The 23338-nt window shown below is 70.8% G+C and carries 21 protein-coding genes and 1 tRNA gene; 6 read left to right on the top strand and 16 right to left on the bottom strand.

All coding sequences use genetic code 11. The annotated features are described in order from the left end of the window. Positions 1–29: 29 nt before the first annotated feature. The 7 genes from HUT12_RS23860 to HUT12_RS23890 all read right to left on the bottom strand — a co-directional run bounded on the left by HUT12_RS23860 (position 30) and on the right by HUT12_RS23890 (position 7302). Positions 30–740, bottom strand: a complete 711-nt coding sequence (locus tag HUT12_RS23860) for an ABC transporter ATP-binding protein (RefSeq protein ID WP_131053259.1) — start codon at positions 738–740, stop codon at positions 30–32. Continuing rightward, a complete protein-coding gene (locus tag HUT12_RS23865) occupies positions 730–1689 on the bottom strand; it encodes an ABC transporter ATP-binding protein (protein ID WP_176094837.1) in 960 nt (319 codons plus the stop codon). Before HUT12_RS23865 ends, HUT12_RS23860 begins: the two co-directional genes overlap by 11 nt. Next, complete coding sequence (locus HUT12_RS23870) at positions 1682–2839, bottom strand: branched-chain amino acid ABC transporter permease (protein WP_176094838.1); 1158 nt, start codon at positions 2837–2839, stop codon at positions 1682–1684. Before HUT12_RS23870 ends, HUT12_RS23865 begins: the two co-directional genes overlap by 8 nt. Further along, positions 2836–3819 (bottom strand): branched-chain amino acid ABC transporter permease, encoded by a 984-nt coding sequence (locus tag HUT12_RS23875; RefSeq protein ID WP_131053256.1) that lies wholly within the window; start codon positions 3817–3819, stop codon positions 2836–2838. Before HUT12_RS23875 ends, HUT12_RS23870 begins: the two co-directional genes overlap by 4 nt. A 61-nt stretch (positions 3820–3880) precedes the next feature. Next, positions 3881–5032 carry a branched-chain amino acid ABC transporter substrate-binding protein gene (locus HUT12_RS23880; RefSeq protein WP_131053255.1) on the bottom strand — a complete coding sequence of 384 codons (1152 nt, stop codon included), beginning with the start codon at positions 5030–5032 and terminating at the stop codon, positions 3881–3883. A gap of 364 nt (positions 5033–5396) precedes the next feature. After that, positions 5397–6569: a hypothetical protein gene (locus HUT12_RS23885; RefSeq protein ID WP_176094839.1), complete on the bottom strand. Its 1173-nt coding sequence runs from the start codon at positions 6567–6569 to the stop codon at positions 5397–5399. A gap of 109 nt (positions 6570–6678) precedes the next feature. Next, the gene (locus tag HUT12_RS23890) at positions 6679–7302 is read right to left on the bottom strand and encodes an ANTAR domain-containing response regulator (RefSeq protein ID WP_131053253.1); all 624 of its coding nucleotides are present in this window, start codon (positions 7300–7302) and stop codon (positions 6679–6681) included. A gap of 106 nt (positions 7303–7408) precedes the next feature. Between HUT12_RS23890 and HUT12_RS23895 the strand changes: the two genes are divergently transcribed. Together HUT12_RS23895 and HUT12_RS23900 are read left to right on the top strand one after the other, a co-directional pair. Then, a tRNA-Leu gene (locus tag HUT12_RS23895) sits at positions 7409–7485 on the top strand. A gap of 32 nt (positions 7486–7517) precedes the next feature. Continuing rightward, complete coding sequence (locus HUT12_RS23900; protein WP_176094840.1) at positions 7518–8264, top strand: helix-turn-helix domain-containing protein; 747 nt, start codon at positions 7518–7520, stop codon at positions 8262–8264. 15 nt (positions 8265–8279) lie between these two features. Here HUT12_RS23900 and HUT12_RS23905 read toward each other — a convergent pair whose 3' ends face one another. Then, positions 8280–9437, bottom strand: a complete 1158-nt coding sequence (locus tag HUT12_RS23905) for a PLP-dependent aspartate aminotransferase family protein (protein ID WP_176094841.1) — start codon at positions 9435–9437, stop codon at positions 8280–8282. A gap of 102 nt (positions 9438–9539) precedes the next feature. Between HUT12_RS23905 and HUT12_RS23910 the strand changes: the two genes are divergently transcribed. Further along, positions 9540–10019 carry an Lrp/AsnC family transcriptional regulator gene (locus HUT12_RS23910; RefSeq protein WP_131053250.1) on the top strand — a complete coding sequence of 160 codons (480 nt, stop codon included), beginning with the start codon at positions 9540–9542 and terminating at the stop codon, positions 10017–10019. A gap of 44 nt (positions 10020–10063) precedes the next feature. Continuing rightward, positions 10064–11080 (top strand): LLM class flavin-dependent oxidoreductase, encoded by a 1017-nt coding sequence (locus HUT12_RS23915; RefSeq protein ID WP_217706042.1) that lies wholly within the window; start codon positions 10064–10066, stop codon positions 11078–11080. A 234-nt stretch (positions 11081–11314) separates the two neighbouring features. On the opposite strand, the gene HUT12_RS23920 is transcribed toward HUT12_RS23915, so the two are convergent. Further along, positions 11315–13564, bottom strand: a complete 2250-nt coding sequence (locus tag HUT12_RS23920; protein WP_176094842.1) for a cellulose binding domain-containing protein — start codon at positions 13562–13564, stop codon at positions 11315–11317. Between the two features lie 212 nt (positions 13565–13776). Between HUT12_RS23920 and HUT12_RS23925 the strand changes: the two genes are divergently transcribed. Continuing rightward, positions 13777–15207 (top strand): pyridoxal-dependent decarboxylase, encoded by a 1431-nt coding sequence (locus HUT12_RS23925; protein WP_254876938.1) that lies wholly within the window; start codon positions 13777–13779, stop codon positions 15205–15207. Positions 15208–15348: 141 nt separating this feature from the next. Here HUT12_RS23925 and HUT12_RS23930 read toward each other — a convergent pair whose 3' ends face one another. The 5 genes from HUT12_RS23930 to HUT12_RS23950 all read right to left on the bottom strand — a co-directional run bounded on the left by HUT12_RS23930 (position 15349) and on the right by HUT12_RS23950 (position 20020). Continuing rightward, the gene (locus HUT12_RS23930; RefSeq protein WP_176094843.1) at positions 15349–16326 is read right to left on the bottom strand and encodes a sulfite exporter TauE/SafE family protein; all 978 of its coding nucleotides are present in this window, start codon (positions 16324–16326) and stop codon (positions 15349–15351) included. A 215-nt stretch (positions 16327–16541) separates the two neighbouring features. After that, positions 16542–17003 (bottom strand): Rrf2 family transcriptional regulator, encoded by a 462-nt coding sequence (locus HUT12_RS23935; protein WP_131053955.1) that lies wholly within the window; start codon positions 17001–17003, stop codon positions 16542–16544. Between the two features lie 60 nt (positions 17004–17063). Next, a complete protein-coding gene (locus HUT12_RS23940) occupies positions 17064–17951 on the bottom strand; it encodes an acyl-CoA thioesterase II (RefSeq protein WP_176094844.1) in 888 nt (295 codons plus the stop codon). After that, positions 17948–19396 carry a pyruvate kinase gene (pyk, locus tag HUT12_RS23945; RefSeq protein ID WP_131053954.1) on the bottom strand — a complete coding sequence of 483 codons (1449 nt, stop codon included), beginning with the start codon at positions 19394–19396 and terminating at the stop codon, positions 17948–17950. The genes HUT12_RS23940 and pyk overlap by 4 nt, the downstream gene beginning before the upstream one ends. A gap of 255 nt (positions 19397–19651) precedes the next feature. Beyond that, on the bottom strand, positions 19652–20020 hold the full coding sequence (locus HUT12_RS23950) for a YciI family protein (RefSeq protein ID WP_117227117.1): 369 nt from the start codon (positions 20018–20020) through the stop codon (positions 19652–19654). 292 nt (positions 20021–20312) lie between these two features. On the opposite strand from HUT12_RS23950, the gene HUT12_RS23955 reads away from it, so the two are divergent. Further along, the gene (locus HUT12_RS23955) at positions 20313–21185 is read left to right on the top strand and encodes an aldo/keto reductase (RefSeq protein WP_176094845.1); all 873 of its coding nucleotides are present in this window, start codon (positions 20313–20315) and stop codon (positions 21183–21185) included. 184 nt (positions 21186–21369) lie between these two features. Here the strand turns inward: HUT12_RS23955 and HUT12_RS23960 are convergent, their stop codons facing one another. Then, positions 21370–22281 (bottom strand): triacylglycerol lipase, encoded by a 912-nt coding sequence (locus HUT12_RS23960; RefSeq protein ID WP_176094846.1) that lies wholly within the window; start codon positions 22279–22281, stop codon positions 21370–21372. Between the two features lie 235 nt (positions 22282–22516). Beyond that, on the bottom strand, positions 22517–23320 hold the full coding sequence (locus tag HUT12_RS23965) for a TerC family protein (RefSeq protein WP_131053951.1): 804 nt from the start codon (positions 23318–23320) through the stop codon (positions 22517–22519). Between the last annotated feature and the right edge of the window lie 18 nt (positions 23321–23338).

Below are 23338 nucleotides of genomic sequence, written 5' to 3' on the forward strand. Positions count from 1 at the left end.
GACGGGCGGCCGTCGACGGCACGCGGCGACTAGGCCACGCCCAGGTACGCCTCCTTGATCGAGGGGTCGTGCAGAAGCTCCTGCCCGGTCCCCTCCTTGACGATCCGCCCGGTCTCCAGGACGTACGCCCGGTGCGCGCGGGAGAGCGCCTGCTGCGCGTTCTGCTCCACCAGCAGCACCGTGGTGCCCTGCTGGTTGATCTCCACGATGATGTCGAAGATCTGCTGGATGATCATCGGGGCCAGGCCCATCGACGGCTCGTCCAGCAGCAGCAGCTTCGGCCTGCTCATCAGTGCCCGGCCGACGGCGAGCATCTGCTGCTCACCACCGGAGAGCGTGCCACCGGCCTGCTTGCGCCGCTCGCGCAGCCGGGGGAAGAGCTCCAGCACCTTCTCCAGGTCGGCGGCGATGCCGGCGTGGTCCCGCCGGGTGTACGCCCCCATGTCCAGGTTCTCCAGCACCGTCATGCCGGGGAAGATCTGCCGACCCTCGGGCGACTGGCACAGGCCCCGGACCACCCGCAGGTCGGCACGGAGCTTGCTGATGTCCTCGCCGTCGAAGGTGATCCGGCCACCGGAGAGCGAACGGATACCGGAGATCGCCCGCATGGTGGTGGTCTTGCCGGCGCCGTTGGCACCGATCAGGGCCACCACCTCGCCCTCGTTGACGGTGAGGCTGATGCCGTGCAACGCCTCGATCCGACCGTACGAGACGCTGACGTCGTTCAACTCAAGCAGCATCGGCGGGCTCCCCCAGGTACGCCGCGATCACCCGCGGGTCTCGACTGACCTCGGCCGGAAGACCATCGGCGATCTTGGTGCCGAACTCCAGCACCACGATCCGGTCGGTGACACCCATCACCAGCCGCATGTCGTGCTCGATCAGCAGCACCGTCACGCCCTTGTCCCGGATCCGGCGGATCAGCCCGAGCAGATCCTCCTTCTCGGCCGGGTTGAACCCGGCCGCCGGCTCGTCCAGGCAGAGCAGCTTCGGCTCGGTGCCGAGCGCCCGGGCGATCTCCAGTCGTCGCTGGTAGCCGTACGGGAGGTTGCGCGCCGCGTCGTTCGCCCGGTCGGCGATGCCGACGAAGCGCAGCAGCTCCATCGCCTTGTCCTCGGCGGCCCGCTCCTCCAGGATGTGGCGGGACAGACCGAAGGTCTTGGCGAAGGTACGCCGCACCTGCTGCCAGGTCCGCACGATCCCGCCGGAGGCGGTGACCTGCGGCAGCTCCTCCTCCTTGGGCCGCACCCGGTAGAGCCGGAACAGCGCGCCGGGCACGCTCGTCTTGTGCCGGGAGTCCGTCCCGACCATGACGTTCTCCAGCGCGGACATCTCCGGGAACAACCGGATGTTCTGGAACGTCCGGGAGATGCCCAACCGGCTGATCTGGTGCGGCTTACGGCCGGTGACCCGCTCACCGCGGAACCGGACCGCGCCCGACGTCGGCTTGTAGACCCCCGTCATCACGTTGAAGCAGGTGGTCTTGCCGGCGCCGTTCGGCCCGATCAGGCCGAGGATCTCGCCTTCGTTGATCTCGAAGCTGATCCCGTTGAGCGCGACCACGCCGCCGAAGCGCAGCGTGACGTCGTCGATCTCCAGCAGCGTCTTGCGTGGTCCCGGCTGCGCCGGGATCTTCGGCGCCGCCGTGGTCTCGGTCGCGTCGGACGGGGTGTTGGTCTCGTCAGACATGAGCGGGCGCCTCCTCTGCCTCCGCCGCACGGTCCTTCAGCTCGCGGGCCCGTCGCGTGCTGGGGATCAGGCCCTGCGGACGCAGGATCATCACCAGCACCATGGCCAGACCGAAGGCCAGCCACCGGTAGTCGGCGACCTCACGGAACCGCTCCGGAAGGTACGCCAGCAGCACCGCGCCCACCGAGACGCCCACCATGTTGCCGGACCCACCGACCACGACCATCGCCACGAACAGGATGGACAGGTTCACGTTGAACTGGGTCGGGTCGATGAAGGCGTAGCGGCTGGCGAAGAGGAAGCCGGCGAAACCGCCGAGCGCCGCACCGATGGCGAACGCCCAGAGCTTGAACTTGAACGGGTAGACGCCCATCACCGCCGCGGCGTCCTCGTCCTCCCGGATGGCCAGCCAGGACCGGCCGACCCGGCTGTTCTCCAGCCGGCGCACCGCGAAGACCATGAGCAGGACGACGGTGATCGCCAGCCAGTACCACGGCTTGACGTCGACCAGGCCGAAGACCTGGTTGTCCGGCGAGGGCGGACCCTCCGGGCCGGGGATCGCCGAGATGCCCTGCGGGCCCCGGGTGACGCCCTCCAGGTTACGGGCCACGATCCGGATGATCTCGCCGAAGCCGAGCGTCACGATGGCCAGGTAGTCACCGCGCAGCCGCAGCGTCGGCCAGCCCAGGATCACCCCGGAGATCAGCGACATCACCAACGCGATGAACACACAGATCGCCCAGGCCACCGCCCAGGTCGTCGGGAGGTTGAACTCCGCCTGGATCCACTTCACGACCGGCGAGTTCACCGAGCCGAACAGGGCCACCGCGTACGCGCCGATGGCGAAGAAGCCGATGTACCCCAGGTCCAGCAGACCGGCCAGGCCGATCACGACGTTGAGACCGATCGCCACCAGCACGTAGACGGCGCAGGTGAAGAGCACACCGGCCCAGTTGCTACCACCCGAGATCGAGTCGGTCCGCAGCCAGGTCAGGCCGGGAATGCCGAGCAGCGGCAGGTAGTAGAGGAAGATCACGAAGGCCACGAAGGACAGCGCCCGCTGCCACTTCGGCAACGCCCGCCACCGGTCGCCGACCGAGTGCAGGGCGTTGGTGCGCTTACGGTCCAGGTCACGAATCTTGTCGATCATGCTCGGGCCCTCCCCAGCGACTCGCCCAGAATGCCGGTCGGGCGGAACATCAGCACGATGACCAGCACCACGAAGGCGATGACGTCCTCCCAGTTGGACGCGAAGATGGTGGCGCCGTAGACCTCGACGATGCCGAGGAACAGCCCACCCAGTAACGCGCCGCGTAGGTTACCGATGCCGCCGAGAACGGCTGCGGTGAACGCCTTGAGGCCGAGCACGAAACCGATGCTGTTCTGCGTGAAGCCGAAACGCATGCCCCACAACAGCGCCGCCGCGCCCGCCATGATGCCACCGAGCACGAAGATCAGCATGATCACGCGCTCCTGGTTGACGCCCATCAGGGCCGCCGTCTCCGGGTTCTGCGCCACCGCCCGCACACCCCGGCCGTACCGGGTGCGGTTGATGAACCAGTCGAGCACCGCCATCATCGCCACGGCGGACACGATCACGATCAACTGAACATTGTTGATCTCCGTGTTGCCGATCGTGAAGAGCGTCTTCTGCTCGATGATCGTCGGCATGCCGAGGATGATCCGGCCCCGGCCGAACATGGACGGCACCAGGTCGCCCAGCAGCTTCGGCAGCACCAGGCCGAAGACCTCCACCAGTACCAACGACAGACCGATCGCGGTGATCAGGAAGATGAGGGGCGGCGCGTTCTTGCGCCGCAACGGTCGGTACGCGACCCGTTCGATCGCCAGAGCCGTACCGCCGGAGGCTATCGCCGCGACTATCAGGCCGAGTACCAGGAAGAGCACCGCCTGGCCGAGCGGCGGGTTGTTCTCCACCCCGAGTGCGGTCCAGAGGCCGAGCACCGCGAAGGTACCGACCATGAAGACCTCGGAGTGAGCAAAGTTGATCAGGCGCAGGACGCCGTACACCAGGGTGTAGCCGAGAGCGATCAGGGCATAGATCGCCCCCTTGGACAACCCGTCGACGGTGTGCTGACCGATGTGGCTGAAGAGGTCCGCGAAATTCACCAGGTCTCCTTGCATCGAGTGCGGCCGGGGGATCACCCCGGCCGCACCCCGATACTGTTCGTCAGCTGAGCTTGAGCTCCTGCAGCGGAGAGATCTCCGTGCCCTTGATCTGGTAGGCCCAGATGACGACCCTCGACGGGTCCACGTCGCCGTTGGCGTCGAACTTGATGTACTTCGACACGCCCTGCTTGTCGTAGTTCTTCACGAACTCCAGGATCTCGGCACGGGACTTCTTGCCGTCCTTGAAGGCGTCGATGAAGATCTGCGCGGCGTCGAAGCCCTCAGCACCGTACGAACCCGGCAGCTGGCCGTACTCGGCCTGGTAGTCGGCGGTGAAGGTGCCACCGGCCTTGTCCGGCGGGAGGCACGGGCAGGTGATGATGGAGCCGTCGGCGCCACCGGACGCACCGGCCGGGAAGGCCGGGTCGTAGAGACCGTCCGGACCGATGAACTTCGCCTGCACACCGGCGGCACGCATCTGGCGGACCAGCGGCGCGGCCTCACGGGTGTAGCCACCGTAGAAGACGAAGTCGGCGTTCGCCGCCTTGATCTTGGAGATCGTCGCCTCGAACTGCGACTGCCGCTCCTGGATCTTGTCGCTCGCCGCGACCGTGGCGCCCAGGTTCTTGGTCAGCTCGGCGGTGATACCGGCACCGTAGGCGCTGGCGTCGTCGATCAGGAAGACGCGCTGCGCGTTCTCGCCCTTGAGGTAGGTCGCCACGGCGCCCGCCTGGGTGCCGTCGTTGCCGACCACCCGGTAGAAGGACTTGTTGCCCTTCTGGGTCAGGTCGGTCCGGGTCGCCGACGGGGCGACCATCACGAGACCGGCGGCCTCGTAGACCGGCATGGTGGCGTCCGACTCACCGGAGAAGTGACCACCGATGACACCGAGGAACGAGGTGTCACCCGCGACCTGGTTCGCGACCGGAGTGGCCTGCGCCGGGTCACCCTGGGTGTCGAACTCGACCATCTCGACCTTGCAGTCGGCGTTCGCCTCGTTGTGCTGCTTGATCGCAAGCTTCGCGGCGTTCAGCGACGGCAGCACCAGACCCGCGTTGTCACCGGTGAACGCACCGAAGATGGCGATCTTGCCACCGCAGTCACCGGACGCGGTGTTGTCGCCGCTACCACCGGCGTCCTGACACCCGGCGGCGGCGACCAGCACCGCGGCGAGCGCGGCAGTACCCAGCGCCCTTGAATAGCTTCGCCTCACGGCTTCCTGACCTCCTCCAGAAGCAGGTGGGCACCGGGACCCGGCGGGGCGGCGACAAGGTGTGGCCCGTCCACCGCACACCGGGCAGGGACGCCCCCTGCATTACGGCTCGTGCTGGCGGAGCGTACCCACACTCATTCGGCCAAGGAAGAGGTCGGAGCGGGGTCTGCGAAACCGTTACGAAGAGAGGCGTCAACCCTGCCACTCCCGTAACAGGTCAATCCGCTGACCGGTCGTTAGCCGATACCTGTCCGCCAGTTGGAACGCCCCGGAACACCGCCGACACGCCCGGACAGACATGCCGTAGGGCGCCCACGTGAAGATCAGGTTTCCGCTCCGAAAACCACCGGGAGTAACGGCCGCCTCACTCCGAAGGCGGGTCGAGCCGCCCCACCCACACCGAGGTCTGCGCCCCGTCGTCGACCGCCAACCACCACCGCCCACCCTCGGCCGACAGGGCCACCGCCCGCGCCGCCCCGACCGGCGCCGCCACCGGCAACTCCACCGACCGCCACCTGTCGCCCCGGTCACCGGAGAGCCAACCGCCGTACCGCTCGCCGTCGGAGACCACCGCCAGCACCTGCCCGGCGGACACCGCCACCCCACCGACCGACGGCACCCCGCCGTCCACCTGGCCGAACCCGCCCGCCGCCGTCCACCCGGCCGCGTCCTGACGCCACGCGCCGAACGCCCGCCCGCGCAGCCCCACTCCCAGCGGCACCCCGTCCACCAGGACCACCCGCTGCATCTCCTCGTACTCCTGGCCGCCCGGCAGGACCGTCCGTCGCCAGGTACGCCCGTCCGAGGAGGTCCACGCCGCCGGATCCCGGTCGATCCGCCCCGGCGCCAGCAGCCCACCCACCGCCAACCAGCCGGACGGCCCGGCCACCGCGTCGAACGCCCAGGTCACGCCCTGGCCGTCACTGGCCAGCTCCGGTGCGCCCTCGACGATCGCGAACTCCGCCGCGTCCGGCGACACCCACGCCGCCGCCCCGCTGGCCCGGTTCCCGACGATCAACCACCCGTCCGGGCCGCCGGTCAGCCGGGACACGGTGACCGCCTTCGGGCCCCCGTACAGCTCGAACGAGGCCGCCACCTCGACCAGCGTGCCGTCCCCACGCTGCCACCAGGTGCTCACCCGGGGATTGCCGTGCGCACCGCCGACCTTGCCGCCGACCGCGGCGACCGCGCCGTCCCGACAGCCGACCGAGAACAGCACGCTCTGCCGCCCGTAGAACGAATCCGCGATCACCGGCACCGGCGTCCACGTCGCACCGTCCAGACTGGACCAGACCGCCGGACGGGTCGCGCCCGCCGGATCCGCCACCGCCCCGGCCGCATACCAGTGACCGGAACACACCGCCAGGTCCCGCACCAGGACCCGGCCCGACTCCGACGGACTCGGCAACTCCACCCGCTCCCAGCGCAGCCGCGCCGGCTCCGGACCGGCGTCGTCCCGCTGCGGTGCCGGGCACCCCGCCAGCGTCACCGCCAGCAGGCCACACACCACCAGGAACAACCGCCGAACCCGGGACACGCCCACCCGAGGCGACCCGGATCGCCGCGTCAGCGTGGAACGCCGGGAACCCATGCCGCCAGATGCTAACGGCCACCCGGTCCCGCGACTGCCCCGCGACGGCGGGCGGTCAGGGGGCCGGCCGGGTGACCTCGCCGCCACCGGCGGTCTCGGCGAGGATCCGCTCGGAGACCTCCTTCATGGTCATCCGGTGGTCCATCGCCGTGCGCTGGATCCACTTGAACGCCTGCGGCTCGGTCATGTTGTAGGTGGTCATCAACGCGCCCTTGGCCCGCTCGACGGTCTTGCGGACCTCCAGCCGGTCGTTGAGCCCGGCGACCTCGGCCTCCAGCGCGGCGATCTCCGAGTAACGGGAGAGGGCGATCTCCACCGCCGGCACCAGGTCGGACTTCTGGAACGGCTTGACCAGGTACGCCATCGCGCCGGCCGCCCGGGCGCGCTCGACCAGGTCACGCTGGCTGAACGCGGTCAGGATGATCACCGGGGCGATCCGGGCGCCCGCGATCCGCTCGGCGGCGGCCAGTCCGTCCATGATCGGCATCTTGATGTCGAGAATGACCAGATCGGGCTTCAACTCCTCGGCCAGGCGTACGGCGGTCTCGCCGTCACCGGCCTCCCCGACCACCTCGTAGCCTTCCTCGGCCAACATCTCGGCCAGGTCCAGTCGGATCAGCGCCTCGTCCTCGGCGATCAGTACCCGCCTGCGCGCGGCATCCGTCTGCGTCTCGGCCACGAGCCACTCCCACCCAGTCTGTGCCCGACACCCGCGGTACCGGGTGTCGCCGCTCCTAGCGTAGTGGGTAACCTATGGGCCGACGCGACAGGCGTTGAGCGCATACGTCCCCGTATTCCAATTGGCAGAGAAACGGAGCTCAAACCTCCGACAGTGTGGGTTCGAGTCCCACCGGGGACACCAGAAGTGTCGCACGGGCGTTCGAGAATGCCCCGGTGCACCCACCCGATCTGCGCCTACGCGCGTTGCGGCTGCACCGTGACGGCGCGACCGTCGCGGAAGTCGCCCGCGCTGTCGGGGTTCCCTACCCCACCGTCCGCCACTGGTGCCGGGTCCAGCCGGAGCCGAGGCAACCGAGCACCGCGGCGCGCTGTTTCCGGTGTCGCGACGTCCAGAATCCGACAGACCTCGGCCAGTACGCGTACCTGCTCGGTCTCTATCTCGGTGACGGCCACCTGGTCACCGCCGCCCGGGTGCCGGTGCTCCGGATCGCCTGCACCGAGACCTGGCCGGGGCTGGTCGACGCGTGCGAGACCGCCATGAGAGACGTCCTCGCCTCCTCGGTGCAACGCGTCCCGTCCGCCGGCTGCGTCAGCGTGCAGAGCTACGGCACCCACTGGCCGTGCCTGTTGCCGCAGCACGGTCCGGGGCCCAAGCACCGTCGGCCGATCGTGCTGGCGGCCTGGCAACGGACGATCGTGCGAGCCCACGCCGGCAGCTTCCTGCGCGGCCTGTTCCACTCCGACGGCTGCCGGTTCGCCAACCGGGTCACGGTGCGGGGCCGGACGTACGTCTATCCGCGCTACATGTTCGTCAACGAGTCGGCCGACATCATGGGGTTGTGCCAGTGGGCGCTGGACCTGCTCGGGGTGGCCTGGCGGATGAACCGCCGCAACAGTCTCTCCGTCGCGCGCCGGGAGGCGGTCGCCGTGCTGGACCGCCACGTCGGGCCGAAGTCCTGACCGCGCCCCGACGGGTCAGGCGGCGGCGAGCGCCTGGGCCAGGTCGACGCGCAGGTCCTCGGGGTCCTCCAGGCCGACCGAGAGCCGCAGCAGGCCGCCGTCGGGTTTCGCGTCTCCGTCGACCGGGCGGTGGGTCAGCGACGTGGGGTGCTGGATCAGGGTGTCGACGCCGCCGAGCGAGACCGCGTGGGTGATCAGCCGGCAGGCGCCGGCGACCGCCGCCGCGGCGGATGCGCCGCCGCGTACCCGGAAGGCGAGCAGGCTGCCGGGGCCGGCGAGTTGGCGGCCGATGAGCCCGGCGGGGTCGTCGATTCCGGGGTGGTGCACGCGCTCGACGGCGGGGTGGTCGGCGAGCCAGGCGACGATTTTCTCCGCGCCGGCCTGTTGGGCGCGGACCCGCAGCGGCAGTGTCTGCAGGCCCCGGTGCAGCAGGTACGCGCCGAGCGGGTGCAGGACCGCGCCGGTGAGCGCGCGGACCTGGCGCAGCCGGGCGGCCCACCGGGGGTCGCAGGCGACGACTCCGGCGAGGACGTCGCCGTGTCCGCCGATGCTCTTGGTGGCGCTGTGCAGGACGAGCGCGGCGCCGTGGCGGGCGGGTTGTTGGAGGACCGGGGTGGCGACGGTGTTGTCGATCAGCAGCGGCACGTCGCCGGCGGCGTCGGCGAGGGCGCGGATGTCGACGAGGTCGAGGGTGGGGTTGGCGGGGGTCTCGGCGACGACCAGGGCGGTGTCGGGGCGTACGGCGGCGGCGACCTCGTCGGGGCGGGCCCAGGTGACGTCGGTGCCGAGCAGGCCGGTGGCGAGCACGTGGTCGGTGCCGCCGTAGAGCGGGCGGACGGCGACCAGGTGTCGTTTCCCGTCGCGGGTGGCGGCGAGCAGTGCGGCGGTGAGTGCGGCCATGCCGCTGGCGAAGGCGACGGAGTCGGTGGTGCCTTCGAGTTCGGCGAGAGCGGTCTCGAAACGGGCCACGGTGGGGTTCCAGAGCCGCTGGTAGACGGCGCTGGTGCCGGGTGGCGGGGTGCCGCCGGTGGCGAGGAGTTCGTACGCGTCGCCGCCGTCGTGGACCGAGGGCAGCGGGTTGGTGGTGGAGAGGTCGATCGGGGGCACGTGGACGCCCAGCGCGGCGAGGTCGTCGCGGCCGGCGTGCACGGCTCGGGTGTCCACGGTCGTCATGGCGGCAAGGATCGAACATCTCGTGCCGAGAGGGCAACACTTCCGAAGATCATTCGCTGTTGACCCTATCCGCAGTGAGGATGTTCGGTGGAGGATGGCTTCATGCCCCTCGTTCCGAACGATGTGCGGCCGTTCGCGGCCCTGGACGACACCGATCGCGCGATCCTGACCGAGCTTGCCGCCGACGGGCGATTGCCGAACAACGCGCTGGCCGAGCGGGTGGGGGTGGCGCCGTCGACGTGTCTGGCGCGGACCCGGGCGTTGCGGGAGTGCGGGGCGATCCGGGGTTTCCACGCCGAGGTGGACCCGGCGGCGGTGGGGTTGCCGTTGCAGGCGCTGGTGTCGGTGCGGTTGACCGAGCACGCGCGGGCGGCGGTGGACGCGTTCCGGACGCGTTCGGTCCGGTTGCCGGGGGTGGTGTCGGTGTTCCACGTGGCCGGGGCGGAGGACTACGTGTTGCACGTGCGGGCGGCGTCGGCGGAGGCGCTGCGGGACTTCGTCCTCGACTACCTGGCCGTGGATCCGGCCGTGCAGCACAGCCAGACCAGCCTGATCTTCGAGCAGGCGCGCGGGATGGGCTGATTCACGTCGGCCGCCGGTGGGGAACAAATGTGGCATCCGCCGGGTTGGCCAGCCGTGTGATCGACGTACCGTTGTCTGTCCTTGACCTGGCCCCTGTCGCGGCCGGCGGCTCCGCGACCGAGGCGTTGCGGCACACCACCGAGTTGGCCCGGCGCACCGACGAGTGGGGCTACCGCCGATTCTGGGTGGCCGAGCACCACAACATGCCGGCCATCGCGTCGTCGGCGCCGGCGGTGCTGCTCGCGCACCTGGCCGCGCACACCGAGAACATCCGTCTCGGGTCGGGCGGGGTGATGTTGCCGAACCACGCGCCGTTGGTGGTCGCGGAGCAGTTCGGCACGCTGGAGGCGTTGCATCCGGGCCGTATCGACCTGGGTATCGGTCGCGCGCCGGGCACCGACCAGGTGACCGCGTTGGCGTTGCGCCGGACGATGGAGGGGTTGTCGGCGGAGGGTTTCCCCCGGGAGCTGGCCGACCTGATGGAGTACTTCAGCGAGGACGGGTCGGGGCCGATCACGGCCACCCCGGGTCGGGGGCAGCGGCCGGCGGTGTGGTTGCTCGGGTCCAGCGGGTTCAGTGCCCGGTTGGCGGGTGCGCTGGGGTTGCCGTTCTCGTTCGCGCATCACTTCAGCGCGCAGAACACGCTGCCCGCGTTGGCGTTGTACCGGCAGAGTTTCCGCCCGTCGCAGTGGCTGGAGCGGCCGTACGCGATGGTGGCGGTGAACGCGGTCTGCGCGGAGACCGACGAGCGTGCCGAGTGGCTGTCCGGGCCGGCGGGGTTGTCGTTCCTGCGGTTGCGGTCGGGGCGGCCGGAGCCGCTCGCCACGCCGGAGGAGGCGGCGGCGTATCCGTACACGGACCTGGAGCGGGAGTTCGTGGTGCAGCGCCGGGAGGGTCAGGCGACCGGGTCGCCGGAGACGGTGCGGCGGCAGTTGGGTGAGTTGCTGGCGCGTACCGGTGCGGACGAGTTGATGCTGACCGCGATGGTGTACGACGTGGTCGACCGGGTGCGGTCGTTCGAGCTGATCGCGACCGAGGTGGCCGGGGGCTTGCGGCGCTGAGGCAGTAACCCAGGTCACAGCGGTTCGGTGGGCACGAAACACGATCTTCACGACAGCGTCACCCTCGCGACGCGGAGCCCGCCTAACTTTATTACCGGTGGTGGTACGGCACTCCCCGGTCGGGACGGGTCGGGGGTGCCGCGGTGTGGGGCACCGGGCTGCGGTTGTGCGGATTCCGCGATCGCGGCCCGGTGCCTGTCCGTTTCTCTGCCTAGTACTGTCTCACCTTCGACGTCACCGCAGGTAGATGCGGGGTGCCGGCGGGGTGCTCATGCCGTCGCCGAGGAAGAAGCTCGGGTGCGGCGGCTGGTTGTAGGCGGTGTTCTGCCAGGCGACGGCGACCCGGTACTGCAGGTCGTGCATGAGGGTGGGCAGGCGGATGCCGGTCTGCGTGGGTGTGCTGTAGACGCGCAGGGCCCGGTTGTCGCTGGTCCGCCAGACGACCTCCTCCCGCCAGTCGCCGAGGATGTCGGCGGAGAGCGCGGGTGTGGACTTGGTGCCGTTGTTCGAGGCCACGTCGCTGCCGGTGAGCAGGCGGGTGTCGCCGTCGGGGCCGTACTTGTCGATGCGGGTGGCGTCGAGCAGTTCGCGTACCGGGTCGCCGTCCCACCAGATCAGGAAGTTGGTGGAGGACGGTTTGCGGCCGACGTTCTGGCCTCGGGTGTTGGTCAGGCCGCTGACGGCGGACGACCAGGACTCGGCCCCGGGGCTGCCGGCCCAGATGTCGCCGGCGACGCCCCGGCCGTTGTCGCCGGCGGCCGGGGTGGACCAGATGCGTTGTCCGGTGCGGGCGTCGGCGAGGTAGGAGCTGGGCTGGCTGCCGCTCTCGTTGACCTTGAAGACCTCCAGGCCGGGGCGGGCCGGGTCGAGGTCGCCGACGTGCATGGCGTCGCCGTGGCCGGTGCCGGTGGAGTGCAGCAGGCGGCCGTTGTCGTCGATGGTGGCGGCGCCGTAGACGATCTCCTGTCGGCCGTCGCCGTCGACGTCGGCCACGGAGAGGTTGTGGTTGCCCTGGCCGGCGGCGGCGCCGTTGCCGGAGGCGTTGGAGTCGAAGGTCCAGCGTCTGGTCAGGCTGCCGTTGCGGAAGTCCCAGGCGGCGATCACCGCGCGGGTGTAGTAGCCCCGGGCCATGATCAGCGAGGGGCGTTGTCCGTCGAGGTAGGCGGTGGCGGCGAGGAACCGGTCCACCCGGTTGCCGTAGTTGTCGCCCCAGGAGGAGACGGTGCCGCGCGGCGGGTCGTAGGCCACGGTGGAGAGGGCGGCGCCGGTGCGGCCGTCGAACATGGTCAGGTACTCGGAGCCGGCGAGCACGTACCCGCTGGAGTTGCGGTGGTCGGCGCCGGCGTTGCCGATGACCTGGCCGGTGCCGGAGCGGGTGCCGTCGGCGGTCTTCATGGCGACCTCGGCGTCGCCGTCGCCGTCGTAGTCGTACACCTGGAACTGGGTGTAGTGGGCGCCGGCCCGGATGTTGCGGCCCAGGTCGATGCGCCACAGGCGGGTGCCGGTCAGGGTGTACGCGTCGACGTAGACGTTGCCGGTGTAGCCGGACTGGGCGTTGTCCTTGGCGTTGGAGGGGTCCCACTTGACGACGAACTCGTAGCGGCCGTCGCCGTCGAGGTCGCCGACGCTGGCGTCGTTGGCGGCGTAGGTGTAGGCCTCGCCGCTGGGAGTGGTGCCGCCCGGCGGGATCTGCAACGGCACGTCCAGGTAGCCGGCGGGGAACTGGAGCGCGGGCGCCGAGGCGGCCTGTTCGACGCCGTCGACGACGGCCCGCACGGTGTACGTGCTGCCGGCGGCGGCGCCGTTGTCCAGGTAGTTGGTGGCGCCGGTGAGCGGGCTGGCGGTGACCCGGGTGCCGCCCCGGTAGAGGTGGAACGCCACCCCGGAGGTCTCGGTGCCCAGCAGGCGCCAGGAGACCAGGTTGCCGGTGCCGGCGCGGACGCTGACCAGTCCCCGGTCGAGGTTCTCCGCCTGCATCGCGCCGGCCGGCGGGGTGGTGGGCGGTGGTGTGGTCGGCGGCGGTGTGGTCGGGGTGGGTGTGACGGGCGGCAGCGTGGTGGTCGGTGGGGTCGTGCCGTTGCAGGTGGTGCCGTTGACGGCGAAGACGGTCGGTGCGGGGTTGGTGCCGGACCAGGAGCCGTTGAAGCCGAAGGCGGTGCTGGCGTTGGTGCCGAGCGTGGCGTTGTAGTCCACGTTGCGGGCGGTGACCTGGGTGCCGGACTGGCTGACGGTGGCGTTCCAGGCCTGACTGACCTGTTGGCCGGCGGGCCAGGTCCAGGTGACGGTCCAGCCGGTGAGCGGATCACCGAGGTTGGTCACGGTGACGTCGGCGCCGAAGCCGCCGGACCACTGGTTGGTGACCCGGTAGTCGACGCGGGAGCCGGCGGCGGCGGCCGACGCGGTGAGGGTGGTCAGCCCTCCGGCCGCGAGGATGGTGGCGGTGGCCGTGGCCAGCAGCGCGGCCCGGCGGGTGGTGCGAGGCATGGTCGTCCCTCCGGAGGAGGTCACGCGCGGTACCCGCCTGTCCGCCGGCGTGCCCTGTCCGACGGTGACGTCCCGCGCTGGAAGGCAGGAATCCCGGCGCATCGATGTCGGTCTACGCGGCCCCGCGCAGCTGTGATGCTATGGCAAGCGCTTTCTCGGCACAATCACGCCGCATGCTTGCCAGCGCGCCCACTTCTTGATCGACTTCCGGCATGCCAGCGCACATGACACCGGACGAGTTCCGCCAGGCCGGGTACGCGGTCGTCGACTGGATCGCCGACTACTGGGCCACCCTCGACAAGCGTCCGGTCACCTCGCCGGATCCACCCGGCACCGTCGCCGCCCGATTACCGGCCCGGCCGCCGACGCACGGTGAACCCGTCGAGGCGCTCCTCGCCGACCTGGACTCGCTGGTGACACCCGGGCTCACCCACTGGCAGCATCCCGGCTTCTTCGGCTACTTCCCGGCCAACACCAGCGGACCCAGCGTGCTGGGCGACATGGTCAGCGCCGGGCTCGGCGTGCAGGGGATGCTCTGGGCCACCGGCCCGGCCTGCACCGAGATGGAGACGGTGCTGCTCGACTGGCTGGCCGACCTGATGGACCTGCCGCGCACGTTCCGTTCCAGCGGCCCCGGCGGTGGGGTCATCCAGGACTCCGCCTCCTCCGCCACGCTGGTCGCCACCCTGGTGGCGCTGCACCGGGCCGCGCGGGGACGCTGGCGACAGGTCGGCGTGGACCGACGGTACCGGGTCTACACCTCCACCGAGGGCCACTCCTCCGTGGAGAAGGCCGCCCGGATCGCCGGGCTCGGCGCCGAGGGCGTACGGCTGATCGAGGTGGACCCGGAGACCCGGGCCATGTCGGCGACGGCGCTGCGGGCCGCGATCGAGGCGGACATCGCCGCCGGGGTGGTCCCCGCCCTGGTGGTGGCGACCGTCGGCACCACCTCCACCACCGCCGTGGACCCGCTGCCGCAGATCGGGCCGGTCTGCGCCGAGCACGGCGTCTTCCTGCACGTCGACGCCGCGTACGCGGGCTCGGCGGCGGTCTGCCCCGAGCTGCGGTCCGGCCACGACGGACTGGAGTACGCCGACTCCTACTGCTTCGATCCGCACAAGTGGCTGCTGACCGGCTTCGACTGTGACGCGTTCTGGGTGGCCGACGCCGGTGAGCTGGTCGAGGCGCTGACCGTGCTGCCCGAGTACCTGCGCAACGCGGCCACCGAGTCGGGTGCGGTGATCGACTACCGGGACTGGCAGGTGCCGCTCGGTCGGCGCTTCCGCGCGCTCAAGCTCTGGTTCGTGCTGCGCTGGTACGGCGTCGAGGGGCTGCGCGCGCACATCCGCAGCGGGGTCACCCTGACCGCCCGCTTCGCCGACCGGGTACGCGCCGACGACCGCTTCGAACTGGTCACCGGGCACCCGTACGCGCTGGTCTGTTTCCGGCTGCGGGGCGACGACGAGCCGAACGAGCGGCTGCTGGCGGCGGTGAACGCCACCGGTCGCGTCCATCTGACGCACACCCGGGTCGCCGGCCGGTACACGCTGCGGCTGGCCGTCGGTGCGCCGCAGACCACCGAGTTCCACGTGTACCAGGCGTGGGAGCTGATCTCGCAGGCTACGCGTACCGCCGCCGACTGAGTCACCGGCGTCGGGCCGACCCGGCGCGGGCAGACCCTCGGCGATCCGGTGGTAAGGAAGGGCCCCGTACTAACGCCTCGTGCATAGGAAGGGTCCCTTCCTTACGGTCGGGGCGTGCGGCCGGGGACGACGGGCGGGCCGTCAGCGGTCCGCGCCGGAGAGGGCACGGGTGCCGCCCTCAGCCTCGGCCGGCGTGGCGTCTGCCTCGGCGGGCGACGCGGCACCGTCGACCGGTGCGGTGGCCGTCGCGAGCGCCTCCTCGCGGCGGGTCCGCCGCAGCACCCGCACCGCCAGCATCAGCGCGGCCACCCAGCCGGCGGCCAGCAGCACGTAGACCACCACCGGCACGGCGCTGGGCACCTCGGCGGCGCCCAGCAGGACGCGGGCGTTGGTCAGCACGATCACGCCGCCGACCGCCGCGCCGAGCATCTGGGCCGGGATGATCCGCACCAGGTAGGCCGCGATCGGCGCGGCGATCAGACCACCGGCGAGCAGGGCGAGCACGATCGGCAGCAGGAAGCCCTCGGTGCCGAGGCCGATCAGGAAGCCGAGGCTGGCCGAGGAGGCGACGACGAACTCGGAGGTGTCCACCGAGCCGATCACCTTGCGCGGCTCCATCCGCCCGGACGCCAGCAGGGCCGGCGTGGCGACCGGGCCCCATCCGCCGCCGCCGGTCGCGTCGACGAAACCGGCGACCAGCCCGAGCGGGCCGAGGAAACGGCCGCGCAGCTGGCCTGCGGCCGGGTTGCGGCGCAGCGGCCGGGAGAACCGGACGAGCAGGTACGCGCCGAGGGTGAACAGGATGGCGGCCATCCAGGGGGCGGCCGACTCGGTGGAGAGCCAACTGAGGAAGGTGGCCCCGGCGAACGCGCCGATCGCGCCCGGCAGGGCGATGCGGCGCACCACCCGCCAGTCGACGTTGCCGAACCGCCAGTGCGCCGCCCCGGAGGCGAGCGTGGTGCCGATCTCGGCCAGGTGCACCGAGGCGGACGCCGCAGCCGGCGCGATGCCGACCACCAGCAGCAGGGTCGTGGACGTCAGTCCGTAGGCCATGCCGAGCGCACCGTCGACCAGCTGTGCGGCCAGCCCGACCAGTGCGATGACGAGCAACTTGCGCACGGACGCCCCCTACTTTTCGGCATCTCCTATCAACTTGGTCGAGAATGCGGTACGCAGTGCCCTCCGGTCAACCCCCTGATCGGTCAGTGGGACGACACCCGGACACGGCGCCCCGGAACGCACGCGCGATCGTGGCAGTGCACCTGCACGACACGCCGGGCCGGGACCACCCACGCTGCCACGATGAGGGGCGTCGGCTGCCCTGGTGGACGGGATCAGGTCCAGGCGCGGGGGTCGGCGACCAGTTTGGTCACCTGTTCGGGCAGGGTGCCCTGGGCCACGTCGGCCACGGTGACCAGTTCGAGGATCTGACGCTCGCTGGCGCGCAGGGCGATCCAGACGTCCTGCAGGGCGCGGGCCGCGCCGTGGTAGCCGAGTTGTTCGGGGCGCTGGCCACGGATGTGGGCCAGTGGTCCGTCGATCACCCGGATCACCTCGGCCAGGGAGATCTCCTCCGCCGGACGGGCCAACCAGTAGCCACCCTCGGGTCCCCGCTGCGCCTGCACGATGCCGCCCCGACGCATCTGCAACAGGATGCTCTCCAGGAACTTCGGAGGGATCTCCTGGGCCCGGGCGATCTGGTCGGCGGTCACCGGGCGACCGCGCCCGGACCCGGTCACCGAGGCCAGCTCGGTGACCGCGCGGAGGGCGTAGTCCACCCGAGCGGAGAGTCGCATGCCGGACAGGTTAGCGGGCCACCCGATCCACCTGGACGATCACCCCTGGGCCGATCGGTCTCACTCGCCCACCCGACGCAGCAGTCCCTCCTGCACCACGCTGGCGATGTGCCGGCCGTCGACGGTGAACAACTGGCCGGTGGCCAGCCCGCGCGCACCGGAGGCGGACGGGCTGCCGCAGTCGTAGAGGAACCATTCGTCGGCGCGGAACGGGCGGTGGAACCACAGGGCGTGGTCCAGGCTCGCACCGACCACCCCGCCCGGCCCCCACACCTCGCCGTGCACGGAGAGCACCGAGTCGAGCAGGGTCAGGTCGGAGGCGTACGTGAGGGCGCAGGCGTGCAGCAGCGGGTCGTCGGGGAGTTTGCCGTCGATGCGCATCCACACCCGTTGGTGCGGATCGGCCGGCCGGTCGCCGGGGCGTACCCAACCGGGTTCGCCGACGTAGCGTACGTCGATGGGGCGCGGGATCTGCCCCCAGATGCCGAGCCGCTCGGGATAACGGGCCAGCCGGTCGGACATCGTCGGCACGGCGTCCGGGGCGGGCACGTCCGGCGGGACCGGAGTCTGGTGGTCGAGCCCCTCCTCGTGCCGCTGGAACGAGGCGGACATGAAGAAGATCGGCTTGCCGTGTTGCAGGGCGACCGAGCGGCGGACCGAGAAGGACCGGCCGTCGCGGATGTTCTCCACCTCGTACGCGATCGGCTCGGCCGGGTCCCCGGCGCGAACGAAGTAGCCGTGCAGCGAGTGGACCACCCGGTCCGGGGCGACGGTGCGCCCGGCCGCGACCAGTGCCTGGCCGGCGACCTGGCCGCCGTAGACCCGCTGCGGGCCGACCGGGGGGCTCATCCCCCGGAACGACATGGTGCCGGTCGACTCCAGGTCGAGCACCTCAAGCAGCTGGTCGACGGCGGCCTGGCCGACGATGGTCCCCTCGCCGTCGGTCACTGCAACGCCCTCGCGGTGGCGGCGTCGACGAGCGATCCGAGCTGGTGCACCCGCAGCGTGTTGGTCGAGCCGGGGCTGCCGGGCGGGCTGCCCGCCACGACCACCACCAGGTCGCCGGGGTTGCCCCGGTTGAGGCCGAGCAGCGCCTGGTCGACCTGCCGGAACATGTCGTCGGTGTGCTGCACGAACGGCATCAGGAAGGTCTCCACGCCCCAGCAGAGGGCGAGCTGCTGCCGCACCTCGGGGACCGGGGTGAAGGCCAGCAGCGGCAGGTCGCAGTGCAGCCGGCTCAACCGGCGCACGGTGTCACCGGTCTGCGAGAACGCGACCAGCGCCTTGGCCCCGATGGCCCGGGCGATGGAGGAGGCGGCGACGGTCAGCGCCCCGCCGTGGGTACGCGGGTCGTGCTGGAGTCGCGGCACGGCGATGGACCCGGCCTCGGTGGTGGTGACGATCTTGGCCATGGTGCTGACCGTGAGCACCGGGTACTTGCCGACGCTGGTCTCGCCGGAGAGCATCACCGCATCGGCGCCGTCGAGCACGGCGTTGGCCACGTCGGAGGCCTCGGCGCGGGTCGGGCGCGAGTTCTCGATCATCGAGTCGAGCATCTGGGTGGCGACGATGACCGGCTTGGCGTTCTCGCGGCAGAGCTGCACCGCGCGCTTCTGCACCAGCGGGACCTCGTCGAGCGGCAGCTCCACGCCGAGGTCGCCCCGGGCGACCATGACCCCGTCGAAGGCCAGCACGATCGCTTCCAGGTGGTCGACGGCCTCCGGCTTCTCGACCTTCGCGAGTACGGGCCGGTGCACGCCGACCTCACTCATGATCGCGTGGCAGAGCTTGATGTCGTCGGCGGAGCGGACGAACGAGAGCGCCACCAGGTCGACACCGAGACCGAGCGCGAACCGCAGGTCGGCCGCGTCCTTCTCGGAGAGGGCCGGCACGCTGACCGCGACGTTGGGCAGCGAGACGCCCTTGTTGTTGCTGACCGGCCCACCCTCGGTGACCAGCACCCGGATGTCGTTGCCGGTCACGTCGGTGACCTCGACGGCCACCCGGCCGTCGTCGATCAGCAGCCGGTCACCGGGCTTGACCTCCTGCGGAAGGCGGCGGTAGGTGCAGGAGACGCGTTCCTTGCTGCCCAGGATCTCGTCGCCGGTGATCACGACGGAGTCGCCGGTACGCCACTCGTGCGGCCCGTCGGCGAACCGGCCCAGCCGGATCTTCGGTCCCTGCAGGTCGGCCAGGATCGCCACCGGCTGACCGGTCGCCTCGGCCGCCTCCCGGACGAGTCGATAGACGGACTCGTGATCGGCGTGGCTGCCGTGGCTGAAGTTGAGCCTCGCCACATTCATGCCGGCCTCGACGAGCCCACGGATGCGCTCGGGCGACGAGGTGGCGGGGCCAAGAGTGCAGACGATCTTCGCGCGGCGTGTCACGCCCATCAGGCTAGTCTCTCCTCCAGGTCGGACCACGGGCCGACCCCTTGCGCATTGCGGAACGATTGTCCAACGCTGCGCGCCGTAACGCGCGCAGCCGGCGGGCGAAAGCCGCACCGGACGTCAACGGCGGGCAACAGCGACCGCGCGCCGGAATGGTACGCCCCTGACACCAATGGGCGGCGAGGCGCTCCACTCCGGTGACCGAGAGTGCTCGCGACATCACGGTGCGAAGATCGACCAGCGGATCCCGTCCCCGCCTCAGCTCTCCGTCTTGGCCAGCGGAAACTCCAACGAGCCCGCCGGGCAGAGGAAGGTCATCACGTCCACCCGGTAGAGCTCGGCCTGCACGGCCGGGTCGGCCTCCATCACACTGCGTACGTCGTCCACGGAGCCGGTGCGCGCCAGCCCGAAGCCGAGCGGCGGATCCGGCTCCCGGGCGTCGTTGCCGTCCACCGCGCCGGCCACCAGGATGATCCCCCGGCGCTGCAACGCCGCCATGTGCTCGGCGTGCTCGGCCTGGAGGCGCTGGATGGTCTCCGCCGGCAACGCCCGCCCGGCGGCACCGGGATACAGCACGATGCACTCGAACGTGTCGAGCGCGAAGTCGACCCGCGGCTCTCCTGCCATCACGTTCCTTTCCGCAGCTCACCCGCGCCCTGCGGCGGCACGCACGGCGGTGTCCTGAGCGTCTCACGCCACCGGTGACCGGCACCGGCCGCTCAACGGATTCGCCCCCGGTCGACTCGGATCCGACCCCGGTCGACCTCAGAGCCGGCCCGGCCCGCCCGGTTGGTCGTCAGCCTCCGGTGGGGCCACGATCGGGTACCCGCCCGCGCCGGTGTAACCGCCGCACCAGGGGAAAGGTGTACTCCAGGGTGACCGACGCGGTCACCGACGAACGACACGATGGGAACGGCGAATGGCGAGCGACACCGACCCGCGACCCGCGAAGTCCTCCGGCACCTACCGCATCGGCGGCGAGCTGACCGTCGACCGGCTCGGCTACGGGGCCATGCAGATCACCGGACCGGGCGTCTGGGGTGACCCGAAGGACCCGGCCGAGGCGGTCCGGGTGCTGCGCCGGGCGTACGACCTGGGCGTCACCTTCATCGACACCGCCGACTCGTACGGCCCGTTCGTCTCCGAGCTGTTGATCAGGGAGGCACTGCACCCGTACGCCGACGATCTGGTCATCGCGACCAAGGCCGGTCTGACCCGCGGCGGCCCGGGCGTGTGGCGCCCGGTGGGCCGGCCGGAGTATCTGCGCCAGCAGTGCGAGCTGAGCCTGCGCCACCTGGGCCTGGAGAGCATCGCGCTCTACCAGTTGCACCGCATCGACGCGAAGGTGCCACTGGAGGACCAGCTCGGCGAGCTGGTGCTGCTGCGCCAGGAAGGCAAGATCCAGCACATCGGGCTCTCCGAGGTGACCGTCGCGCAGGTCGAGGCGGCCCGCCGGATCGCGCCGATCGTCTCGGTGCAGAACCTCTACAACGTGGCCGACCGCAGCGCCGAGGAGGTGCTGACCTACTGCGAGACGAACGACGTCGCGTTCATCCCGTGGTTCCCGATCGCCACCGGCGAGCTGGCCCGCCCCGGCGGACCGCTGGACGCCATCTCCACCGAGCACGGCGCGACGCCCGCCCAGCTCGCGCTCGCCTGGCTGCTGCGCCGCTCGCCGGTGATGCTGCCGATCCCCGGCACCTCGTCGGTGGCCCACCTGGAGGAGAACGTCGCCGCCGCCACCATAGAGCTGACCGACGCCGAGTACGAGTCCCTCGCCACCGCCACCTGACCCACCCCCGCGCCACGACCCACCGCACCACGGCCTCCGCGCGCCGGCCCTCCGCGCGCCGGCCCACCGCGCCGATCATGGAGTTGCGGCAGGGACAAAGGGTGGCAATCACCACTACTCCTGCACCACAACTCCATGATCGGCGGGGCGGAAGGGACGGGCGGGGCGGGTGGGAGGGCGGGGGTCAGAGGGCCAGGCAGGCGGGGTTGACGGGTTGGTCGCGGAGGGCTTGGCGGATCACGGAGTACGTGGTGCCGTCGGTCACCAGGCCGAGGTGCCCGACGACGCGGAGTGGACACCGGGACTGGATCAACACGTTCGTCGCCCCGTCGGCCAGCGTGGCGTTGTCGACCGGGCGCACCAGTTCGTCCTGCCGGGTACGCACGGTGGTCCAACGGACGTCACCGGGGGTGTCGTCACCGGCGTTCAGCGCGGCGAGGAACGGCGAGCCGATCGTCATCTGCTGGCAGGCGACCACTCCCGCACAACTGCCCAGGCCGAGGAAGGCCACGATGTTGGCGACGTACGTGCCGTACTGCGGGGTGCCCAGGCTGACGTAGCGTCCGACGGCGTCCCCGCCGCCCAGGTTCTTGATGTAGTAGCGGCTGACCAGGCCGCCTTCGGAGTGGGCGACCAGGTCGACCCTGGCCGCGCCGGTGCTGGCGCGGACCTGGCCGACGAAACTGCGCAGGCTTCCGGCGGACGTGGTGATGTCGCCGAGCCCGAGGTTCGGCAGCGGATAGATCCAGACGCGGTACCCGTCGGCGCGCAGCCGCGCGGCGAGCGGTTCGTAGACGGCGGCGAAGCCGCTGAGCCCGCCGACGACGATGACCGGGTTGGCCCCGGCAAGGGCCCGCAGGCCGTCGGCGGATCCCGCCGCGCCGCCGTGATCGGGGGCGGCACCCGCCGGGCCAGAGCCGGCCAGGTCAGAACCGACCGGACCGGTATCGGCCAGGACCGAGCGATCGGTGGCGGCACCTGCCGTTGACGTGTCGGAGACGGGCTCGGCGGTGGCGGCGGCCGGGGAGGCCAGGACGGTGGCGAGGGCCAGGGCCAGGGCCAGGGCCAGGACGGGGACAGCCTTTCGGAGCAGCATCGCTGCACCTCCCAAGGGGGATCCCGGGGTTGCCGGGTGGAGGCGGTGGGGGTGTCCGATCGACCGTGCCTCGATGATGCGGGCCACAATCCGGAAACGTCAATGAAAAGTTACGCGCGGGTAGCGATCTCTTCGCCGCCACCCCACGAACACCGCGGAGAGCGGAGCGCACCGCCGGACGGCGGACGCCGCACGCACCGGCCGGGTGCGTGCGGCGTCCAGGGTGGTACGGGCGTCAGCCGGCCGGGGCCTTCTCCGGCTCGGGCTCGGGTCGGGCCGGACCGTTCTTGACGTACGTCGGGTGCAGTTGCACCGGCTGGTTCTCCTGTCGGCGTCGCTGACGCGACCGGACCCGCAGGTTGAGGAACTCCACGAAGATCGAGAAGGCGATCGGGCCGTACACGTAGCCCTTCGGGATGTGCTGGTCGAGGCCCTCGGCGATCAGGCTCGCACCGATGATCAGCAGGAACGACAGGGCGAGCATCTTGACCGTCGGGTGCTGGTTGACGAAACTGCTCACCGCATTGACCGAGACCAACATGATGATCATGGCGATCACCACGGCGGCCACCATGATGGCGAGTTCGTCGACCATGCCGACCGCGGTGATCACCGAGTCGAGCGAGAAGACCACGTCCAGCACCAGGATCTGCGCGATGACCACACTGAACGAGGCGGCCTTCTTGCCCGACTTGGCGTGGTCGGATCCCTCCAGGTGCTCGTGGATCTCGTACGTCGCCTTGCCGACCAGGAACAACCCGCCGAGCAGCAGGATCAGGTCCCGCCCGGAGATCTCCTGACCGAGCACGGTGAACAGCGGAGCGGTCAGGCCGATGATCCAGGACAACGAGGCCAACAGGATCAGACGGGTGATCAGGGCGAGCGAGATACCGATCATCCGGGCGCGGGCCTGCTGGTGCTCAGGTAACCGGCCGGACAGGATCGAGATGAACACGACGTTGTCGATGCCCAGCACGATCTCCAGCAGGAGCAGGGTCGCGAACGCGATCCACAGCTCGGGACTGGTCAGGAATTCCATTCCATCCTCGACTTCCAG

It is taken from the genome of Verrucosispora sp. NA02020 (assembly GCF_013364215.1).
GTDB lineage: Bacteria > Actinomycetota > Actinomycetes > Mycobacteriales > Micromonosporaceae > Micromonospora.

Excerpts from the sequence above, each read along its gene's own strand:
- HUT12_RS23870 (WP_176094838.1), bottom strand. The coding sequence starts at position 2,839 with ATGATCGACAAGATTCGTGACCTGGACCGTAAGCGCACCAACGCCCTG.
- HUT12_RS23965 (WP_131053951.1), bottom strand. The coding sequence starts at position 23,320 with ATGGAATTCCTGACCAGTCCCGAGCTGTGGATCGCGTTCGCGACCCTG.
- HUT12_RS23950 (WP_117227117.1), bottom strand. The coding sequence starts at position 20,020 with ATGGCAGGAGAGCCGCGGGTCGACTTCGCGCTCGACACGTTCGAGTGC.
- HUT12_RS23955 (WP_176094845.1), top strand. The coding sequence starts at position 20,313 with ATGGCGAGCGACACCGACCCGCGACCCGCGAAGTCCTCCGGCACCTAC.
- HUT12_RS23920 (WP_176094842.1), bottom strand. The coding sequence starts at position 13,564 with ATGCCTCGCACCACCCGCCGGGCCGCGCTGCTGGCCACGGCCACCGCC.
- HUT12_RS23860 (WP_131053259.1), bottom strand. The coding sequence starts at position 740 with ATGCTGCTTGAGTTGAACGACGTCAGCGTCTCGTACGGTCGGATCGAG.
- pyk (WP_131053954.1), bottom strand. The coding sequence starts at position 19,396 with ATGGGCGTGACACGCCGCGCGAAGATCGTCTGCACTCTTGGCCCCGCC.
- HUT12_RS23905 (WP_176094841.1), bottom strand. The coding sequence starts at position 9,437 with ATGACGACCGTGGACACCCGAGCCGTGCACGCCGGCCGCGACGACCTC.
- HUT12_RS23925 (WP_254876938.1), top strand. The coding sequence starts at position 13,777 with ATGCCAGCGCACATGACACCGGACGAGTTCCGCCAGGCCGGGTACGCG.
- HUT12_RS23935 (WP_131053955.1), bottom strand. The coding sequence starts at position 17,003 with ATGCGACTCTCCGCTCGGGTGGACTACGCCCTCCGCGCGGTCACCGAG.
- HUT12_RS23910 (WP_131053250.1), top strand. The coding sequence starts at position 9,540 with ATGCCCCTCGTTCCGAACGATGTGCGGCCGTTCGCGGCCCTGGACGAC.
- HUT12_RS23865 (WP_176094837.1), bottom strand. The coding sequence starts at position 1,689 with ATGTCTGACGAGACCAACACCCCGTCCGACGCGACCGAGACCACGGCG.
- HUT12_RS23960 (WP_176094846.1), bottom strand. The coding sequence starts at position 22,281 with ATGCTGCTCCGAAAGGCTGTCCCCGTCCTGGCCCTGGCCCTGGCCCTG.